The sequence below is a fragment of the Pseudomonas sp. 21 genome, assembly GCF_000955805.1.
Taxonomy (GTDB): Bacteria; Pseudomonadota; Gammaproteobacteria; order Pseudomonadales; family Pseudomonadaceae; genus Pseudomonas.
In genome coordinates, this window is sequence record NZ_JYOA01000010.1 from 356,924 (window position 1) to 373,501 (window position 16,578).

The 16,578-nt window shown below is 66.6% G+C and carries 15 protein-coding genes; 1 reads left to right on the forward strand and 14 read right to left on the reverse strand.

Features of this window, described 5'->3' with window-relative positions; translation table 11 throughout:
- Positions 1–16: 16 nt before the first annotated feature.
- Genes UB43_RS23550 through UB43_RS23580 form a run of 7 tightly spaced genes read right to left on the reverse strand, consistent with a single transcriptional unit; the run spans position 17 to position 4,971 of the window.
- A complete protein-coding gene (locus UB43_RS23550; RefSeq protein ID WP_045216027.1) occupies positions 17–760 on the reverse strand; it encodes a glycosyltransferase family 2 protein in 744 nt (247 codons plus the stop codon).
- Complete coding sequence (locus UB43_RS23555; RefSeq protein WP_045216029.1) at positions 757–2,433, reverse strand: AMP-binding protein; 1,677 nt, start codon at positions 2,431–2,433, stop codon at positions 757–759. The genes UB43_RS23550 and UB43_RS23555 overlap by 4 nt, the downstream gene beginning before the upstream one ends.
- Positions 2,430–2,975: a membrane protein gene (locus UB43_RS23560; RefSeq protein ID WP_045216031.1), complete on the reverse strand. Its 546-nt coding sequence runs from the start codon at positions 2,973–2,975 to the stop codon at positions 2,430–2,432. The genes UB43_RS23555 and UB43_RS23560 overlap by 4 nt, the downstream gene beginning before the upstream one ends.
- Complete coding sequence (locus UB43_RS23565; RefSeq protein ID WP_045216034.1) at positions 2,972–3,220, reverse strand: acyl carrier protein; 249 nt, start codon at positions 3,218–3,220, stop codon at positions 2,972–2,974. Before UB43_RS23565 ends, UB43_RS23560 begins: the two co-directional genes overlap by 4 nt.
- Positions 3,221–3,231: 11 nt before the next feature.
- A complete protein-coding gene (locus UB43_RS23570) occupies positions 3,232–3,492 on the reverse strand; it encodes a phosphopantetheine-binding protein (protein ID WP_045216036.1) in 261 nt (86 codons plus the stop codon).
- Positions 3,467–4,279: a 1-acyl-sn-glycerol-3-phosphate acyltransferase gene (locus UB43_RS23575; protein WP_045216039.1), complete on the reverse strand. Its 813-nt coding sequence runs from the start codon at positions 4,277–4,279 to the stop codon at positions 3,467–3,469. The genes UB43_RS23570 and UB43_RS23575 overlap by 26 nt, the downstream gene beginning before the upstream one ends.
- The gene (locus UB43_RS23580; RefSeq protein WP_045216041.1) at positions 4,255–4,971 is read right to left on the reverse strand and encodes a beta-ketoacyl synthase chain length factor; all 717 of its coding nucleotides are present in this window, start codon (positions 4,969–4,971) and stop codon (positions 4,255–4,257) included. The genes UB43_RS23575 and UB43_RS23580 overlap by 25 nt, the downstream gene beginning before the upstream one ends.
- A 294-nt stretch (positions 4,972–5,265) precedes the next feature.
- On the opposite strand from UB43_RS23580, the gene UB43_RS23585 reads away from it, so the two are divergent.
- Positions 5,266–6,033 carry a ParA family protein gene (locus tag UB43_RS23585; protein ID WP_045216897.1) on the forward strand — a complete coding sequence of 256 codons (768 nt, stop codon included), beginning with the start codon at positions 5,266–5,268 and terminating at the stop codon, positions 6,031–6,033.
- 4 nt (positions 6,034–6,037) lie between these two features.
- On the opposite strand, the gene UB43_RS23590 is transcribed toward UB43_RS23585, so the two are convergent.
- The 7 genes from UB43_RS23590 to mscK all read right to left on the reverse strand — a co-directional run bounded on the left by UB43_RS23590 (position 6,038) and on the right by mscK (position 16,574).
- Complete coding sequence (locus UB43_RS23590) at positions 6,038–6,847, reverse strand: universal stress protein (protein ID WP_045216044.1); 810 nt, start codon at positions 6,845–6,847, stop codon at positions 6,038–6,040.
- Between the two features lie 77 nt (positions 6,848–6,924).
- Positions 6,925–7,371, reverse strand: a complete 447-nt coding sequence (locus tag UB43_RS23595) for a YiiD C-terminal domain-containing protein (RefSeq protein ID WP_045216046.1) — start codon at positions 7,369–7,371, stop codon at positions 6,925–6,927.
- A gap of 83 nt (positions 7,372–7,454) precedes the next feature.
- Positions 7,455–7,889 carry a thioredoxin TrxC gene (gene trxC / locus UB43_RS23600; RefSeq protein WP_045216048.1) on the reverse strand — a complete coding sequence of 145 codons (435 nt, stop codon included), beginning with the start codon at positions 7,887–7,889 and terminating at the stop codon, positions 7,455–7,457.
- Positions 7,890–8,001: 112 nt separating this feature from the next.
- Positions 8,002–9,921, reverse strand: a complete 1,920-nt coding sequence (locus UB43_RS23605) for a methyl-accepting chemotaxis protein (protein ID WP_045216050.1) — start codon at positions 9,919–9,921, stop codon at positions 8,002–8,004.
- Positions 9,922–10,292: 371 nt separating this feature from the next.
- Positions 10,293–11,570, reverse strand: coding sequence for a bifunctional O-acetylhomoserine aminocarboxypropyltransferase/cysteine synthase (locus UB43_RS23610; RefSeq protein WP_045216053.1), 1,278 nt, complete (start codon positions 11,568–11,570; stop codon positions 10,293–10,295).
- 122 nt (positions 11,571–11,692) lie between these two features.
- Entirely contained in the window at positions 11,693–13,153 is a 1,461-nt protein-coding gene (selO, locus tag UB43_RS23615; RefSeq protein ID WP_045216055.1) for a protein adenylyltransferase SelO, read from the reverse strand.
- 58 nt (positions 13,154–13,211) lie between these two features.
- On the reverse strand, positions 13,212–16,574 hold the full coding sequence (gene mscK, locus UB43_RS23620; protein ID WP_045216058.1) for a mechanosensitive channel MscK: 3,363 nt from the start codon (positions 16,572–16,574) through the stop codon (positions 13,212–13,214).
- Positions 16,575–16,578 lie beyond the last annotated feature (4 nt).

Genomic DNA, 16,578 nt, shown 5'->3' on the forward strand with positions numbered 1-16,578 from the left:
GCCCAGTGCTGCGCGCTCACGCAGCACTCCGCAGGCGGCGCCAGAGGATCGCCGGCGAGCGCCAGAGCATGCCGAAGAACAGCCGCGCATGCATGGAGGAGATCAGCGCGTTGTCGTGGAACAGGCGAAAGTGCGAGAGGCCGTCCAGCGGGTAATGCACCTTGGTCGGCAGCCACTGCATCGGCTGGTTGCGCCAGGCCAGGCGGACGAGGATTTCCGGGTCGAAATCCATGCGCTTGCCCAGCGGGGTGCTGTCGATCAGTTGGAGCGTGGGCGTGAGCGGGTAGACGCGGAAGCCGCACATGCCGTCGCGGATCGACAGCGACAGGCTGTTGATCCACACCCAGACGTGGGTCAGGTAGCGCGCGTAGAGACGGCCCTTGGGCACGCTCGCGTCGTATTGCGGGTAGCCGCAGATCAGCGCGCCGGGATGTTCGCGTGACGTGTCGAGGAAGCGCTGCACGTTGCCCAGGTCGTGCTGGCCGTCGGCGTCCACCTGCAGCGCGTGGGTGAAGCCCAGGCGCGCGGCTTCGCGCAGGCCGGCCATCACCGCGCCGCCCTTGCCCTGGTTCACCGGCAGGCGCACCAGCCAGGTGTCGTGAGCTTCGGCGAGCTGGTCCATGACGACCGCGCACTCGCGGCTGGAGGCGTCATCCACCAGCACGCAGGGCAGGCCGGCGGCGAGCAGTTCGGCCACGACCTTGGGCAGTGCGTGCTCGTGGTTGTAGACGGGGATCACCGCGCACGGACGCACACTCATGCGTCGGCCCCCAGCAGGATGCGCCCGGAGGAGCAGGCCGCCTCATCGCGGGTGAAGGCGAAGTACAGCTTGCCGCGCTCGGCATCCCAGCGCAGCGACAGCTGGCAGAGATCGCCCGGCCGCAGCAACTGCTGGAACTTCAGCACTTCCATGCCACCGAAGCGCGGCGGCAGGTCGAATACCTGGCGGCCCAGTTGCTGCGCCCATTGCACCTGCACCACGCCGGGCAGCACGGGCGCCTTGGGGAAGTGGCCGGGGAAGTAGGCGAGGTCCAGGGGGATTTCCAGCTGGAAGTGCTGTTCGCCGTCCACTGCACTGTGCGCCAGGACTTCGGGGTCACGGCTGCGCGGGGCGTGCAGCAGCTCGTCCACGAGGCTTTGCGGCAGCTTGCCCTGGGCATTGCCCGGCAGGCGCCGCAGCAGGCGCCAGCGGCGCGGCAGGGCGAGCGCTTCGCAGTGATCGGCAAGGTGTTCGCGCAGGCGTTGGGTCAGCGCGCGGCGGCCGCCGTTGCGCAGCTCATGCAGGCCTGCCTCACTGAGGGCGACCAGTGCGCCGAGGCTGGCGCGGTTTTCCTGCACCACGCCCAGGCGGGCTTCGCTGACGAAGGGATGTTTCGCCAGCGCCGCTTCCAGTTGCGGCAGGGAGATGCGTTTTTCTTCCAGCTTGACGATGCGGTCCAGCCGGCCGAGCAGCTCGAAGCGGCCGTCGGCGCAGAGGCGCGCGGCGTCGGCGGTCTGCTCGGTTTCGCCGGGCGGCAGGTAGGTCGATTCGATGCGCAGGGCGCCGTGTTCGTCCTGGCTCAGCGTTACGCCTTCGAACGGTTGCCACAGCTGGCCGCCCTGGCGCCAGGCGATGCCGCCGGTCTCGGAGCTGCCGTAGATTTCCGTCGGCGCCTGGCCGAGGCGTTCGTGCAGCAGCTCGCCAGCTTCGGCCGGCAGTGGGCCGCCGGAGGAAAACACCCGCACCACCGGGCGCAGCGCCGGCCAGTCGAGGTTGTCGCCCATGCGCTTGAGCAGTGCCGGGCTGCCCACCCAGGCAAAGCGGGGGTGTTCCAGGCTGTGGCGTTGCAGGTCTTCGGGGAAGGCGATCTGCCGGCGAAGGAAGGCGCGCCCGGCGGACAGCGGCCAGAGCACGCGGAACAGCAGGCCGTAGATGTGCTGCGCGGCGACGCTGCCGAGGATGTGGGCCGCGCCCAGTTCGGCGCCCCAGAGGTTTTCCAGCACCTGCACTTCGTTGCTCAACTGGCGCAGGGATTTGCCGATCAGCTTGGGCTCGCCGGTGGAGCCGGAAGTGCTCAGGACCAGGCGGCAGGTGTCGAGGTCAAGTTCGGCGGGTGCAAGCGCGGGGCCGTTCAGTTCGGCCAGCGTCAGGTCGCCGGGTTGGTCGCCGATCCAGGCGTCGATCCGCGCCGCGAGGCGTTCACGGCTATGGGCAAGATTGTCTGCCGGCAGCACGGCTTCGGCGCCGGCCAGCCAGGCGGCGTAGAGGGCGATGGCGAGTTCGGCGGCGTCTTCCAGGTGGATCGCCACGCGCTGCGTATCGCGTTGACGCAGGGCGCCCGCGGCAGCGCAGACGCGCTGCGCGAAATCATCGGCGGGCAGCGACGGCTCCAGTGCCAGGATGCGCTCGGCGGGCAGGTCCGGCAGCAGCCGGGCGAGGGAAATCGGTTTCATCCTTGACTCCTGACCCGCTGCCGCACCAGCCACTCGACGGCGAACAGCACGCCCATCAGCAGGTAGGAAATCAGGCCGTTGTACAGCGTCCACCAGGCCAGCGGCGCCCACAGCGTGAGGGCCGCGGCGATCAGGCCGTTGCCCAGGAAGAACAGCACCCAGACCTGCGTCACCTGGCGCGTGTAGCGCACCGCGTGGGGTGGCAGCTCAGGCTCGCGCAGGCGCGCCAGGCGCTCCACCAGCGGCGGGCCGAACTTCAGGCTGAGGGCGAACAGGCACAGCAGGCCGGCGCTGATCAGCACCGGGTACCAGCGCAGCAGGTGCGGCTCGTTGACCAGCCACAGGGCGATGCAGAAGGCCACGGCGGCCAGGGCCATCCAGCGCTGCCCCGGACGTTGCCCGCTGCCCAGGCTGCGGGCGAACCACAATCCGCCCAGCAGCAGCGCAAAGAACTTCGGCGACAGGTGATCGATGCCGAAGTAGATCGCGAACGGGTAGAGCAGCCCGGCCAGCAACAGGCCGAGCCCGACCAGGCGTGTCATGGGTTGGCCAGGCGATAGACCGCTTCGACCACATCGCCCACGGTGCGCACCGACTTGAATTCCTCGGCGGCGATCTTCTTGCCGGTCTGGCGCTTGAGGTGGTCGATCAGGTCGACGGCGTCGATGCTGTCGATTTCCAGGTCCTGGTACAGGTTGGCGTCGAGGCTGATCTGCTCCGGCTCCAGTTCGAACAGTTCGACCAGGGCGTCGCGCAGGGTGTTGTAGATGTCCTCACGGGTTTGCATGGTCGGCGTTCTCAGGCGGCTTTCTGGGCGGTCACGAAGGCCGCCAGGCTCGCCACGTTGGCGAAGTGCTGGCGGGTGTCCTTGGCATCGGCGTCGATCTTGATGCCGTAGCGTTTCTGGATGGCCAGGCCCAGTTCCAGGGCGTCCACCGAATCCAGGCCGAGGCCGTCGCCGAACAGCGCGTCTTCGGCGCCGATGTCATCAGGGCCGATATCTTCGAGCCCGAGGGCGTCGATGATCAGCTGTTTAATCTCCAGTTGCAGATCGCTCATCTCTTGCGAGCTCCTTGGTGAAATGCTGGTGCAGGAAGGCATTGAGCCGGCGTGAGGCAGCCGGGGCCGGGCCCTGGCTGGCAAAGACCTGTGGGTCCAGGTCGTCGCCGACGCGCAGCCGGAAGTGCACGCGGCGGGCGGGAATGCTGTACCAGGGCTCGGCCTTGGTCAGGGTGGTCGGGGTCACGGTGATGGTCACCGGGGTGATGACGCTGGCGCCGCGCAGGGCGATGGACGCCGCGCCGCGATGGAATTCGGGGGCCTTGCCCGGCGTGGTGCGGGTGCCTTCGGGGAAGACGATCAGCGTCTGGCCCTGCTGCAGCGCGTCCACGGCTTCATCGAACATGTCCATGCTGCCGTTGTTGCTGATGTACTGCGCCGCCGTCACCGGGCCACGGGTGAAGGGGTTGGCGAACAGGCTTTGCTTGACCACACAGTTGGCGTCGCGGATCAGCCCGATGAGGAACACCACGTCGATCAGCGAGGGATGGTTGGCGATCACCATCTGCCCCGGCCGGCCCAGGCGCTCGATGCCTTCCACTTCGTAGGTCAGCACGCCGCTGCGCTGCATGATCTGCACGAACAACCAGAACAGCCGGCTCACCGTGTGGCGTGCGCGGGCGCGGCGGCGCTGCGCATCACCGGGCAGAAGTGCCAGTAGCGGAAACACCAGCACCCGCAGCAGCAGGCCGCCGAGACCGAAGAGGGCGAAGCACAGGCCGGTGGCGAACAGGCGCCACGGCCAAGCGTCGGCGCGCTTGCTCAGTGGTTGCGTTGCCAGGTCCATAGACGCTTCTTCCAGGGGTGGTGGATCAGGCTGGTGCGCTCGATCAGCGCGCGCACCAGGTTCAGGGCATTGGGGTGGGACGGCGGAGCAAGGGCCGTGCCGTTATCCGCGAGCTGCAGCGACCATTCACTGCCGGCCTGCAGGCGCAGGGCCACGGCGTAGGGAAAGGGGACGTCGTCGACCCAGGGTGCATACAGCTCCGGCGGCGGCTCATCGGTCACCACCAGCAGGACTTCCGGGGCGCCATCGGCCAGCAGCGCGGCGGCTTCCAGCAGGCCATGCTCGAAGCCGTCACGTTCGCCGGCGATCGCCGTCATTTCGCTGGTGTCCTGTCTCAGGATCGACCACAGGCCGATCACCGCGTTGTGCACGGAGAGGCTGAACTGAGTCGGGGACAGTGGTTGTTCGACGGCCAGTTCGCGCAGCAGTTCCAGGCTCCGGCCGGTTTCACCGTGGCGGGAAACGAAGACCAGCGGCATCGGTGGCCGCCCGTCGGCCAGCGGCCAGGCGACACTGAACACCATCCGCGCCAGGGGGCTGAGGCGGCGGCGTTGCAGGGCGGGGAGAAAGGCGACATCCGGTTGGGTAGCGATGTCAGGAAGGCGTTCTTCCCGTACCCAACTCTGCCAGTCGGCAATCGTGGACAGACCCGGGGCCCAGGCGCTCCACTGGTCGATATTGAATTGAATCACGCTGAGAGCTCTTGTTGGCCCTTGCGGGCGAATGGTCTTCCTTGATCCACCAAGAGCTGTGTCGGCACGGGCTATGGCGTAGTGCCGGCATTATCCGGGTCGAGGTAGGGCCAGGCAAACCTTTGCTTACAAAGATGTGCGGAAGACAGGGCATTTTACCCTTCGCTTTCCTGGTTTCTTGGCGATTCGTCGGAAGTGGTCCGACAGATAAAATACAGGGCCTACTCCGCTCGCCCTTGTCATGGGCTTTGCATAGAATCCCCCAGCACTCGAATGTTCCTGGAGGGATGGCTGATGCGACGCGTGGTGTTCAATCAGAAGGGCGGGGTCGGCAAGTCGAGCATCGCTTGCAACCTGGCGGCGGTGAGCGCGGCGGAGGGCTATCGGACGTTACTGGTGGACCTGGACGCCCAGGCCAACTCCACTCACTACCTGACAGGCCTGACCGGCGACGACGTGCCCGTGGGCATCGCCGACTTCTTCAAGCAGACGCTGGCCTCCGGCCCCTTCAGCCGCAAGGGCAAGGTGGACATCTACGAGACCCCCTTCGACAACCTGCACATCGTCACCGCCAGCGCGGAGCTTGCCGACCTGCAGCCCAAGCTCGAGCAGAAGCACAAGATCAACAAGCTGCGCAAACTGCTGGACGAGCTCTCGGAAGACTACGATCGAATCTACCTGGATACGCCGCCGGCTCTGAACTTCTACACGGTTTCTGCGCTGATCGCGGCAGATCGCTGCCTGATCCCCTTCGACTGCGACAGCTTCTCCCGCCAGGCGCTGTATGGCCTGCTGCAGGAGATCGAAGAGCTGAAGGAGGACCACAACGAGGACCTGGAAGTCGAAGGCATCGTGGTCAACCAGTTCCAGCCGCGCGCGACCCTGCCGCAGCAACTGCTGGATGAACTGGTGGAAGAAGAGCTGCCGGTGCTGCCGGTGTACCTGATGAGCTCGGTGAAGATGCGCGAGTCGCACCAGGCCTGCACCCCGCTGATCTTCCTCGAGCCCCGGCACAAGCTGACCCAGCAGTTCGTCGAACTGCACAGTCTGCTGGAAGCCTGAGCGCTTACTGGCTGATCAGCACATCGCAGGGTGGCCGACGCAGGAAATAGCGCGTCGAGCTGCCCAGCATGGCCTGCTCGATGGCGCCGCGGCTGCGGCTGCCGAGCACCAGCAGGTCTGGCGTCCATTCCCGCAATGCCGTTTCCAGCGCCTGCTGGGGCGTGCCCTGCTGCACCGCGCAAAGCAATTGCGGCCCTGTAGCCGGCACTTGCGTGCGCTCATCCTGCAGCGCCTGGCGCAGCAGTTCGCGCTGGGTCTCCAGGTGGCTGTCGGCGCGGCCTGCCTTCTTGCCCGGCTGGTAGGCGTTGAGCGCCAGCAGCTCGGCGTCGGGCGCGAGCAGCCGGTAGCCGGCGCGCCAGGCCTGGCAGGAGCAGTGCGACAGGTCCAGTCCGGCCAAGGCCTTGGTGTAAGGCGCGGCGGACTCTTCCACTGCCAGCAGGATTGGCGCGCGGCAATGCCGGGCGATGCGCTCCAGGGTGGTGCCGTCGAAGCGCTCGAGCAGTTGCTGATGGTGCGCACCGATCACCAGCAGGTCGGCGCCCAGCTCCTGCGCCGCCTGGGTCACGGTATTGGCGGCGCGCCCCTGGCGTATCACCAGCTGGTAGTCGGCGATGTCACTGGCGCGGGCTGCATCGCGCAATGCCACTTCAGCCGCTTCGCGGACGGTGTCCATCATGCGGTCGGGGAAGAATTCCTCGATGACGTGCAGCAGCGAGACACGGGCGCCGTGCTGGCGGGCCAGTTGGGCGGCGCGGCGCACGGCGATGTCCGCCTCGACGCTGAGGTCGTGGGCGACGAGCAGGTTCTGGTACATGGTGGATTCCCTCTGGTGGCGCTTCCACTGTCGCGCCACGTAGGAAATTTCACCTTGATGCAGGGCAATGGCCGGCTTCAGCGACTACGCAGCTGATAGATGGCGTGGCTTTCGGCGACGATGTTGCCCTCTTCGTCCTTCAGCTGCAGGTCGAGGACGAATTCGGACTTGCCCTGGTGGGTCGCTTCCTCGCCGATGCGCTCGATCTCCGCCTCGCTGAGCTGCGCTTCCACGGTCACGTCGCTGGCGGCCGGGCGCAGGAAGCGCAGGCCTGCCTCCTTGACGATGGGGTAGAAACGCCGGGCATCGAAGCTGGTCAGCATCAGCACGCCGCCGGGCAATTCGGCCACCGTGAACAGCGCCCCGGCGTACATGTTGCGGATGTGGTTCTCGTTGCCCTTGAGCGGCATGCGCAGGCGCACGTGGCCCGGCTCCAGCACCTCGGCCTTGAGGCCGGTGCGCTTGACGAAGGCGATGTGTTCTTCGGTGAGCTGGCGGATGAAGTCTTCGGGGTAGGAAGGCATGGGCGTGCTCCGGTTTTTTGCCCAAGCCTAGCCCGCGTGTGCGGTCTGGCAATGACCGCACCGATTGACCGAAACGCTCGCCGTCAGATGCCCTGGCGGGACAGCCAGTCGAGCAACTGCGGCAGCGGCATCGCACCGCTCTGGCGCGCCACTTCCTGGCCGTTGCGCAGCAGGATCAGGCTGGGAATCGAACGAATCCCCAGGCGCGTGGAGAGGTTCGGGTTGGCGTCGCTGTCCAGCTTGGCCAGGCGCACCTTGCCCGACAGCCGCGCCGCCGCTTGCTCGAACACCGGCGCAAAGCCCTTGCACGGCCCGCACCAGTCGGCCCAGACGTCCACCAGCAACGGCAGGTCGCCCTTGGCCTGGGCGGCGAAACCGGCCTCGTCGAGGTCGAACGGCGTATCCAGCACGATCGGTGACTGGCAGCGCCCGCAGCTGGGTGAGTCGCCCACGCGTGCGGCGGGCACGCGGTTGAGGCCGTTGCAATTGGGGCAGGGGATGATCAGGGAATCGGACATGACGGGGCTCCAGAGGCTATGAAGCAAAGATGGAGCCTCTGAGGTCCGATCTCAACGGTACGTTGACTGCTTTTCCGAAGATGGGCCGACGTCGGGCGTCGGCCCATGCACATCAGACCCGGAAGTGACTGACCAGTGTCTGCAACTGCCCACCCAGGCGGGCGAGTTCGACGCTGGAGGCGGCGACTTCCTGGTTGGCCGAGGCGGTCTGTTCGGAGACGTCGCGCACGTTGACCACGCTGCGGCTGATTTCCTCTGCCACGGCGCTCTGTTCCTCGGCGGCGGTGGCGATCTGCTGGTTCATCGCCTGGATGTTGGAGACGGTGCGGGTGATCTCGCCCAGTGACTCGCCGGCCTGGCGGCTGAGGGCGACGCTGCTGGCGGTGAGTTCGCGGCTGCCGAGCATGACGCTGGAGACCTGGCGGGTGCCGCTCTGCAGGCCGGCGACCAGGGCTTCGATTTCTTCGGTGGATTGCTGGGTGCGCTGGGCCAGCCCGCGTACTTCGTCGGCGACCACGGCGAAACCACGACCGGCTTCGCCCGCGCGGGCGGCTTCGATGGCGGCGTTGAGGGCCAGCAGGTTGGTCTGCTCGGCCACCGACTTGATCACGTCCATGACCTTGCCGATCTTCTCGCTCTCCTGCTCCAGGCGCTGCATGGCTTCGGCGGAGCGTTCGACTTCCTCGGCCAGGCGCTCGATCTGCTCCACGGCCTTGTTCACCACGCGGTCGCCGTCCTGGGCCTGATGGTCGGCGGCGGAGGCGGCCTGGGAGGCCTGCTCGGCGTTGCGCGCGACTTCCTGCACGGTGGCGGACATCTCGTGCATGGCGGTGGCGACCTGGTCGGTCTCTACCTTCTGGGTGTTGGCGCCGGCGCTGGTCTGCTCGGTGACGGCGGAGAGCTCCTCGGCGGCGCTGGCGATCTGGGTGACGCCATCACGGATGCCGCCGATCAGCTCGCGCAGGCTCTGGCTCATGCGCTGCATGCTTTGCTGCAGGCGGCCGAGTTCGTCGCGGCGGGTGACCTGGACAGTCTGCGACAGGTCGCCGGCGGCAATGCGGTCGACCACGGTCATGGTTTCCTGCAGCGGGCGGGTGATCTGGCGGGTGATGATCAGCGCCGCAATGCCACCCAGGACCAGCGCGAGCAGGGTGAACAGGGTCTGCAGGCTGCGGGCTTTGGCGCTTTCGACGTCGCGGCGATCCAGCTGCAGCTGGTAGAGATTTTCGCTGATCTTGACGATGTCCTGCCCCTGGGCGGTCATTTCCTTGCGCGCCTGGACGATGGCGGCCATGTTGCTGCGCAGGGTAGTGACGGCGTCGCGATAAGCGCGAAGGGCAGTGCCCAGTTGCTGGACATACTGTGCTTCGGCGACGCCGAGCACGCTCTCCAGGGCCGGCAGGCCGGCGATGCTTTCGTCGAGGCCGCGGGTCACGCCGTCACCGTTGCTGGTGAGGGCGGTGGCGAGGTAATCGCGCACGTCGTAACGAGCCTGCAACAGGTCTTCGCGGGTGCCGGTGATGGCCTGGAAGCGGGTGGCGCGCTCTTCGTCGGCCGGAGCCTTGAGGATGTCCTGCTGGATCTGCGCGGTCAGCTCGTTGGCGCGGGCGGCGTTCTCCTGCAGGGTGCGGCGGGTGATGCCGGCGCTCTGGTAGCCGGCGCGCATGGCGGCCAGGGACTTCTCGTAGTCACCGATGATGCCGCCGAGCTGGTCGAGCATGCGCACATTCTCGGGGCTGACGAAGCTGGCGCGCAGCTTCTGCTGCTGGGCCTTGAAGTCGGCCAGGGTGGACATGACGTTGGCGGCTTCCTGCTCGGCGCCGTCGGCGATCATGTATTGCAGGCGGGTGATGCGCAGCTTGGTCAGGCGCGAGTTCAGCTCGGTGATATCGCTCATCCAGTTGCTGCGGTCGATCAGCGAGCCCAGGCCGACCCAGCTGACGATGGCGAGGATGGCGGTGAAGGCGAGGACCAGGCCGAAGCCCAGGGCCAACTTGAGGTTCACGCTCAGGTTGGAAATCCAGCTGTTCATTGACGATCTCCAGGAAAGGTTGTGTGAAGTCAGGCCGTTCGGAGATTGTTCTTGTTGGGGGCCAGGGTGGCGAACCACGTCCAAGCCCTATCGGCAGGATCGGGCGGAACCGTATGGTCACGGGCGAAAAAAGTTATCCGCCGGCCGGCGCCTGGAAGGCGGGTCGGAAAGGAATGGGCAGGGGAAGGCGGACTGGATCCCTGTTCGCTGGCGTGTCGCTGGGTGTGGTCGTGCGCTGGCTTGCGGCGCTGGGCGGCATTCTACGGAAAGGCCGATGGGGCGTCTGCAAGATGATGGCAAAGAGATATTGCGGGCATCCACTGGTTCTCGAATGAGGCGCCGTTATGGCGCCGCACTCGGTTGCCATGGGATCACGCCTTGGCAGCGTCCAGCGCCTGGGCGAGGTCGGCGAGGATGTCGTCGATGTGCTCGATGCCGATGGACAGCCGCACCATGTCGCGCGGTACGCCGGCCTTCTGCAGTTCCTCGTCGTTGAGCTGGCGGTGGGTGGTCGAGGCCGGGTGGCAGGCCAGGGATTTGGCGTCGCCGATGTTCACCAGGCGCACCACCAGGTTCAGCGCATCGATGAAGCGCGCACCGGCTGCCTGCCCGCCCTTGATGCCGAACGAGAGGATCGACGCGGGCTTGCCGCCCATGTAGCGCAGCGCCAGTTCCTGCTCGGGGTGATCGGCGAGGCCGGCGTATTTCACCCAGCTGACTTGCGGGTGGTTCTGCAGGTACTGCGCGACCTTCACCGCGTTCTCGCAGTGGCGCTCCATGCGCAGGGCGAGGGTTTCCAGGCCTTGCAGGATGAGGAAGGCGTTGAACGGCGAGAGCGCGGCGCCAGTGTTGCGCAGCGGTACGACCCGGCAGCGGCCGATGAAGGCGGCGGGGCCGAAGGCTTCGGTGTAGGTCACGCCGTGGTAGGACGGGTCGGGCGTGTTGAGCAGCGGGAAACGCTCTTTGTTGTCGGCCCAGGGGAATTTGCCGGAGTCGACGACGATGCCGCCGATGCTGGTGCCATGGCCGCCGATGTACTTGGTCAGCGAGTGCACGACGATGTCCGCGCCGTGCTCGAACGGGCGGCAGAGGATCGGCGTGGCGACGGTGTTGTCGACGATCAGCGGCACGCCGTGGCGGTGCGCGGCGTCGGCCAGGGCTTGCAGGTCGACGATGTTGCCCGCCGGGTTGCCGATGGATTCGCAGAACACCGCCTTGGTGCGCTCGTCGATCAGTGCTTCGAGGGCGGCGATGTCGTCGTGCGGCGCGAAGCGGGTCTGGATGCCGAAGCGCGGCAGGGTGTGGGCGAACAGGTTGTAGGTGCCGCCGTAGAGCTTGGCCACCGAGACGATGTTGTCGCCGGCCTCGGCGACGGTCTGGATGGCGTAGGTGATGGCGGCCATCCCCGAAGCCACCGCCAGCGCCGCGACGCCGCCTTCCAGGGCGGCCACGCGTTCCTCCAGCACCGCGTTGGTGGGGTTCATGATGCGCGTGTAGATGTTGCCGGCGACCTTCAGGTCGAACAGGTCGGCGCCGTGCTGGGTGTCGTCGAAGGCGTAGGAGCTGGTCTGGTAGATCGGCACGGCCACGGCCTTGGTGGTCGGGTCGGGGCTGTAGCCGGCGTGGATGGCCAGGGTTTCCGGTTTCATTGTTCGAGCGTCCTTGTGGCAGAAAGCCCCGAGGATGCGAGCGCCGCCCGGCCCCGGTCAATGACCGGGAGCAATGTGGCCGGGGCGTCGCTAGATCGCTTTTGGCTGAGCTTATAACCGCCTCAGGAGGAGCAGCTGATCTCCAGGTGGCGGCCCCAGTCCGGCGGGCGGCGGGTGAAGTGCTCGGCATCCGGCTGCTCTTCGAAGGGCTTGCTGAGCACTTCGTGCAGGCGGCGCACCACGCTGAAATCGCCCTGTTCGGCAGCGCTGATGGCTTCCTGGGCGAGGTAGTTGCGCAGCACGTAGAGCGGGTTGATGGCATGCATGCGCGTGCGGCGTTCTTCCTGGCTGCCGCCTTCGCGTTCGACGCGAGCGCGGTAGTCGGCGGCCCAGGCGTCGAAGCCGGCGAGGTCGACGAAGTCTTCCCGCACCACGGCGAGCGCCTGTTCCGGCGCCTGCTCGCCGAGGCGGCGGAAGAACAGCGAGTAGTCCACCGCGCCTTTCTGCATGGTCTGCAGCAGGCGCTGTACCCATTCCAGGTCGCCATCCTCGGCCGTGGTTAAGCCCAGGCGACGGCGCATCAGGTCCAGGTAGTGCGCCTGGTACAGCGGCAGGAACAGGTCCAGCGTGGCGCGCAGGTCATCGACTTCGACGAAATGCACCAGCGTCTGGCCCAGCGCGGCGAGGTTCCAGTGGGCGATGGGCACCTGGTTGCTGAAGGAGTAGCGGCCGCTGTCGTCGGAGTGGTTGCAGATGTGGTTGGCGTCGAAGTCGTCGAGGAAGGCGTAGGGGCCGTAGTCGAAGGTGATGCCGAGGATCGACATGTTGTCGGTGTTCATCACCCCGTGGCAGAAGCCGTAGGCCTGCCAGAGCGCGATCATCTGCGCGTTGCGTTCGACGACTTCGCGGAAGAAGGCGAGGTAGGGCTGCTCGTCCTGCAGGCACTCGGGGAAGTATTCGCGCAGGACGAAGTCGCCGAGGGTCTTCAGCTGTTCTTCCTGCTTCGTGTAGTAGAAGTACTCGAAGTGACCGAAGCGCACGTGGCTGGGGGCCAGGCGCAGCAGCATGGCGCCACTCTCCCTGGTCTCGCGCCATACCGTGGTGCTGGAACCGGTCACGCACAGCGCGCGGCTGCTGGGGATGCCGAGGGCGGCGAGGTATTCGCTGGCGAGGAACTCGCGGATCGACGAGCGCAGCACGGCGCGACCGTCGCCCATCCTTGAATACGGCGTCTGCCCGGCGCCCTTGAGGTGCAGGTCCCAGTGCTCGCCGGCCTCGTTCACCACTTCGCCCAGCAACAGGCCGCGGCCATCGCCCAGGCGCGGGTTGTAGGAACCGAACTGGTGCCCGGAGTAGACCATCGCGCGAGGGTCGGCCTCTTCCCAGAGCTTGTGGCCGGCGAAGATGTCCGCGAACAACGGGGTGTCCGCCTCGCTCGGGTCGAGGTCGAGCAGGGCCATGGCCTTCGGGCTGACGACGACCAGGCGCGGGTCGGCAATGGGATCGGGCAGGACCTGGGTGGAAAACACGTCGCCCAGGCGGGCGAAGCGGTTATCGAAGGTCAGTTCGTCGAGCTTTTTCACAATCTAACTCCGGACAAGTCCGAGCATTGTGCTCGGACTTGTCCGAAGGCGTCCACCCTCAGGCCTTGTCGCCGCCGGGCTTGTCGGTGGCTGGGGCGCTGCCGATCTTCACCGGCGTGGCAGCGGATTGCTGCTGGCCAACGATGACCTGGGCTTCCTGCCCCTGGAAGTTCTTCAGGAACACGTCGACCTGGTTGAAGGCCATGTCGATGCCGGCCTCGCGGAAGGCCAGGGCGATGCGCGTGAGGGTCTCGTCCACCGCCGGGTTGCGGTCGCCCAGCTCGCGTACGTGGAAGCGCAGTTCGTAGTCGAAGGTGCTGGCGCTGATGGTGGTGAAGTACAGCACCGGCTCCGGGTCGCGCAGGATGCGGGTGTTGGCATGGGCGGCGTCGAGCATGATCTTGCGCGCCAGCGGCAGGTCGCTCTCGTAGGCCAGGCCGATCTTGATGGTCACCCGCGTCACGGTATCGCTCAGCGACCAGTTCACCAGTTGCCCGGTGATGAAGGTCTGGTTGGGGACGATGATTTCCTTCCGGTCGAAGTCGGTGATGGTGGTGGCGCGGATGCGGATCCGGCTGACGGTGCCGGACAGCGTGCCGATGGTCACCACGTCTCCGATCCGCACCGGGCGCTCGAAGAGGATGATCAGGCCGGAGACGAAGTTGGAGAAGATCGCCTGCAGGCCGAAACCGAGGCCGACCGACAGCGCGGCCACCAGCCATTGCAGCTTGTCCCAGCTCACCCCGAGGGTGGACAGCGCGCTGACGAAGCCGATGCCGCTGATGGTGTAGGAGAGCAGGGTGGTGATGGCGTAGGCGCTGCCCTGGGCCAGGGTCAGGCGTTGCAGCACCAGCACCTCGAGCAGGCCGGGCAGGTTGCGCGCCAGGGCGACGGTCACGGCGGCGATGACCAGCGCCATGAGGAAGTCGCTCAGGCTGATCGGCGTGGTGGACGCCGCGTCGCCGGTGCCGCTGGTGTACTGGTAGAGGGTCACGTTGTCGAGGTAGGAGACGACGCTGATCAGGTCGGCCCAGACCCAGTACAGGGTGACCACGAAGCCGATCAGCAGGCCCAGGCGGATCAGGCGCATGGACTGTTCGTTGATCTGCTCGATACCCAGGGTCGGCTCTTCGACCACCTCGGTGCCCTCGATGCCTTCCTTGGGGGCGTTCTGGCGGTTCTTCAGGGCGCGCTGGTAGGCCAGGCGGCGGGCGGCGACGCCCATGCCGCGGACGAAGGTGGCTTCCACCACCATCCAGAACATCAGCAGGAACAGGGTATCGATCAGTCGGTCGGTGAGCTTGAGCGCGGTGTAGTAGTAGCCGAAGCCCACGGCCAGGAACAGCGCCACCGGCAGGGCGGTGAAGCCCAGGCCGACGATCATCTTGATCATCGACGGGCGTTCGCTGGAGGGGCTCTTGAACAGCAGTTGGGCGAGCAGCCAGGTCATGGCGCCGTAGCCGAACAGCACCACGGCAATGCCGATCACGTCATCGGCCAGCGAGGCCGGCGAGTGTTCGGCGACGGTGACCACCGCGACCAGGGACATCACCACCAGGCCCAGTCGGCGCATCAGCTTGCCGAGGAACTGGACCTGCGCCTGGCTCCAGTGGAAGTGCCGCTCGGCGATGCCACCGGGGCGCAGGATGCGGTGCGCGGTGTAGAACACCAGCCAGACCTGCGCCATCTCCAGCAGCGCGCTGCCCAGGGTGGCGTTCTGCCCGCGGGCGTCGAGCAGCAGGGCGAGGCCGGCGATGGCCAGCGCCAGGGTGCCGGGCAACGCCAGCAGCACCGCCAGCAACAGGGCCAGCGGGGTGTGGGCCTGGCTGTCGCGCTTGAAGTGGCCGATGTCGTCGTTCAGCGATTCGAGCTTGTCGTAGAGGAAGCGACGTTTCCACAACAGCCCGGCGACCAGCAGGAGCAGCGGCAGGAACAGGAAGGGGCGGTCGATCAGGCCCTCGAACAGCTCCTTTACACCTGAGCCCCAGGGGACTTCGGCCAGCTGGTGATGCAGCAGGCTGGGGGTCATCTTGAACCAGGACAGGTCCAGCGGGCGGTTGCTGGGAATCCAGAACATCTGCTCGTCGAGAGTGGCGCGCAGGCTGTCGCTGGTTTCCTTGAGCTGCTTCTGGTTCAGCTGCAGGGTGATGGCTTCGTTGAGCAGTGCGTTCAGCTCGTGGTTGAGACGCTCCATCAGCTCCAGGCGCGTGTCCACCAGTTCACCGAGGTCATGGCGCAGCTGCGGGGTGATGCTTTCCTGGGGTTGCTGGGCCAGCAGGTTGTCGAGGTAGACCTGGGTGTTGTTGATCTCGTCGCGCTTCTGGTTGAGCTCGAACTGGTAGAGGCGCAGGTCGGCGATCTCGTCGGCGAGGTCCTGGTCGGTCTTGATCACCGGCAGCGATTGCTTCTGCTGGTAGAGGATCTTGGCCAGCAGCAGGCTGCCGCGCAGCACGTTGATCTGCTCGTCGAGGGCCTGTTCGCCCTGGGTCAGGTTGTCCAGTTGCTGCTTGGCTTCCAGGTTGCGCCGGGTCAGCGTGTTGAGGCGGTCGGTGGTACGTAGCAGGTAGTCGGAAAGCTTGAGGTTGGCGGCGCTCTGCTGGCTCAGCAGGCTGTCGGTGCCGGCGGCCTGGCTGTCCTTGGACAGTTCGGCGACGGTCTTCTCCGACTGCTCGCGGCGCTTGTCGCTGATCATCGCCTGCAGTTCGAGGGTTTCGCGTTCTTCGCGGCCGATGCGTTCGGCCAACAGGTCGCGCTGGCTGGAAGCGAGGTCGAGCAGCAGGTTGTTGCCGGCCAGCTGCTTGCGCAGCAGCAGGTTCTGCGCGGTCAGCGCAGCCTGTTCGGCGAGCAGTTCATTGCGGCGCTCGTCGGCCAGGGGCTTGGCGCCTTCCTTGCCGGCCTTGAGGGCGGTGTTGATATCCAGCAGGCGCGTCTGGTTCTTGCTCAGGTCGGCCTGGGCGCGCTCGGGACGCGTCTGCGCGGTGAGGATCTCGCTCTTGGCGTCGATCATCTCCTTTTGCCAGGCAGCCAACTGGGTGGATTGCTCGTTGAGGAGCATTTCCAGCTGGGTGGCGTTGTAGCCGACGTAGCGCTGGGCGGCGGGCTTGTCGGCGCTGCCCTTGAGGCGACTGAGGGCCTTCTGGTTCTCGCTGATCAGCTTGGGCGCATCGGCCAGGCGGCCATTGAGCTCGCTGAGCTGCTTCTCGCTGTCATCCTTGGCCGCCAGCAGCTTCAGGGTGTTCTCCAGGCTGGCCTTGACCGGCTTGGCTTCGGCATCGCTGAGCTTGCGGTCGGCCAGGCCGTCGAGGCTCTGCTGCACCTTCTCGGCGCTGGGGACGGTGGTATCGGCGGCCAGCGCGGGCAGGCCGGTGAGCGAGCTGCCCAGGAGGACGGCAGTCAGGAGAGTACGCAGCAGGAATGACATGGTC

Excerpts from the sequence above, each read along its gene's own strand:
- UB43_RS23610 (WP_045216053.1), bottom strand. The coding sequence starts at position 11,570 with ATGAAACCGGAAACCCTGGCCATCCACGCCGGCTACAGCCCCGACCCG.
- trxC (WP_045216048.1), bottom strand. The coding sequence starts at position 7,889 with ATGTCCGATTCCCTGATCATCCCCTGCCCCAATTGCAACGGCCTCAAC.
- UB43_RS23560 (WP_045216031.1), bottom strand. The coding sequence starts at position 2,975 with ATGACACGCCTGGTCGGGCTCGGCCTGTTGCTGGCCGGGCTGCTCTAC.
- UB43_RS23605 (WP_045216050.1), bottom strand. The coding sequence starts at position 9,921 with ATGAACAGCTGGATTTCCAACCTGAGCGTGAACCTCAAGTTGGCCCTG.
- UB43_RS23585 (WP_045216897.1), top strand. The coding sequence starts at position 5,266 with ATGCGACGCGTGGTGTTCAATCAGAAGGGCGGGGTCGGCAAGTCGAGC.
- UB43_RS23595 (WP_045216046.1), bottom strand. The coding sequence starts at position 7,371 with ATGCCTTCCTACCCCGAAGACTTCATCCGCCAGCTCACCGAAGAACAC.
- UB43_RS23555 (WP_045216029.1), bottom strand. The coding sequence starts at position 2,433 with ATGAAACCGATTTCCCTCGCCCGGCTGCTGCCGGACCTGCCCGCCGAG.
- UB43_RS23550 (WP_045216027.1), bottom strand. The coding sequence starts at position 760 with ATGAGTGTGCGTCCGTGCGCGGTGATCCCCGTCTACAACCACGAGCAC.
- UB43_RS23570 (WP_045216036.1), bottom strand. The coding sequence starts at position 3,492 with ATGAGCGATCTGCAACTGGAGATTAAACAGCTGATCATCGACGCCCTC.
- UB43_RS23590 (WP_045216044.1), bottom strand. The coding sequence starts at position 6,847 with ATGTACCAGAACCTGCTCGTCGCCCACGACCTCAGCGTCGAGGCGGAC.
- UB43_RS23575 (WP_045216039.1), bottom strand. The coding sequence starts at position 4,279 with ATGGACCTGGCAACGCAACCACTGAGCAAGCGCGCCGACGCTTGGCCG.
- UB43_RS23565 (WP_045216034.1), bottom strand. The coding sequence starts at position 3,220 with ATGCAAACCCGTGAGGACATCTACAACACCCTGCGCGACGCCCTGGTC.
- mscK (WP_045216058.1), bottom strand. The coding sequence starts at position 16,574 with ATGTCATTCCTGCTGCGTACTCTCCTGACTGCCGTCCTCCTGGGCAGC.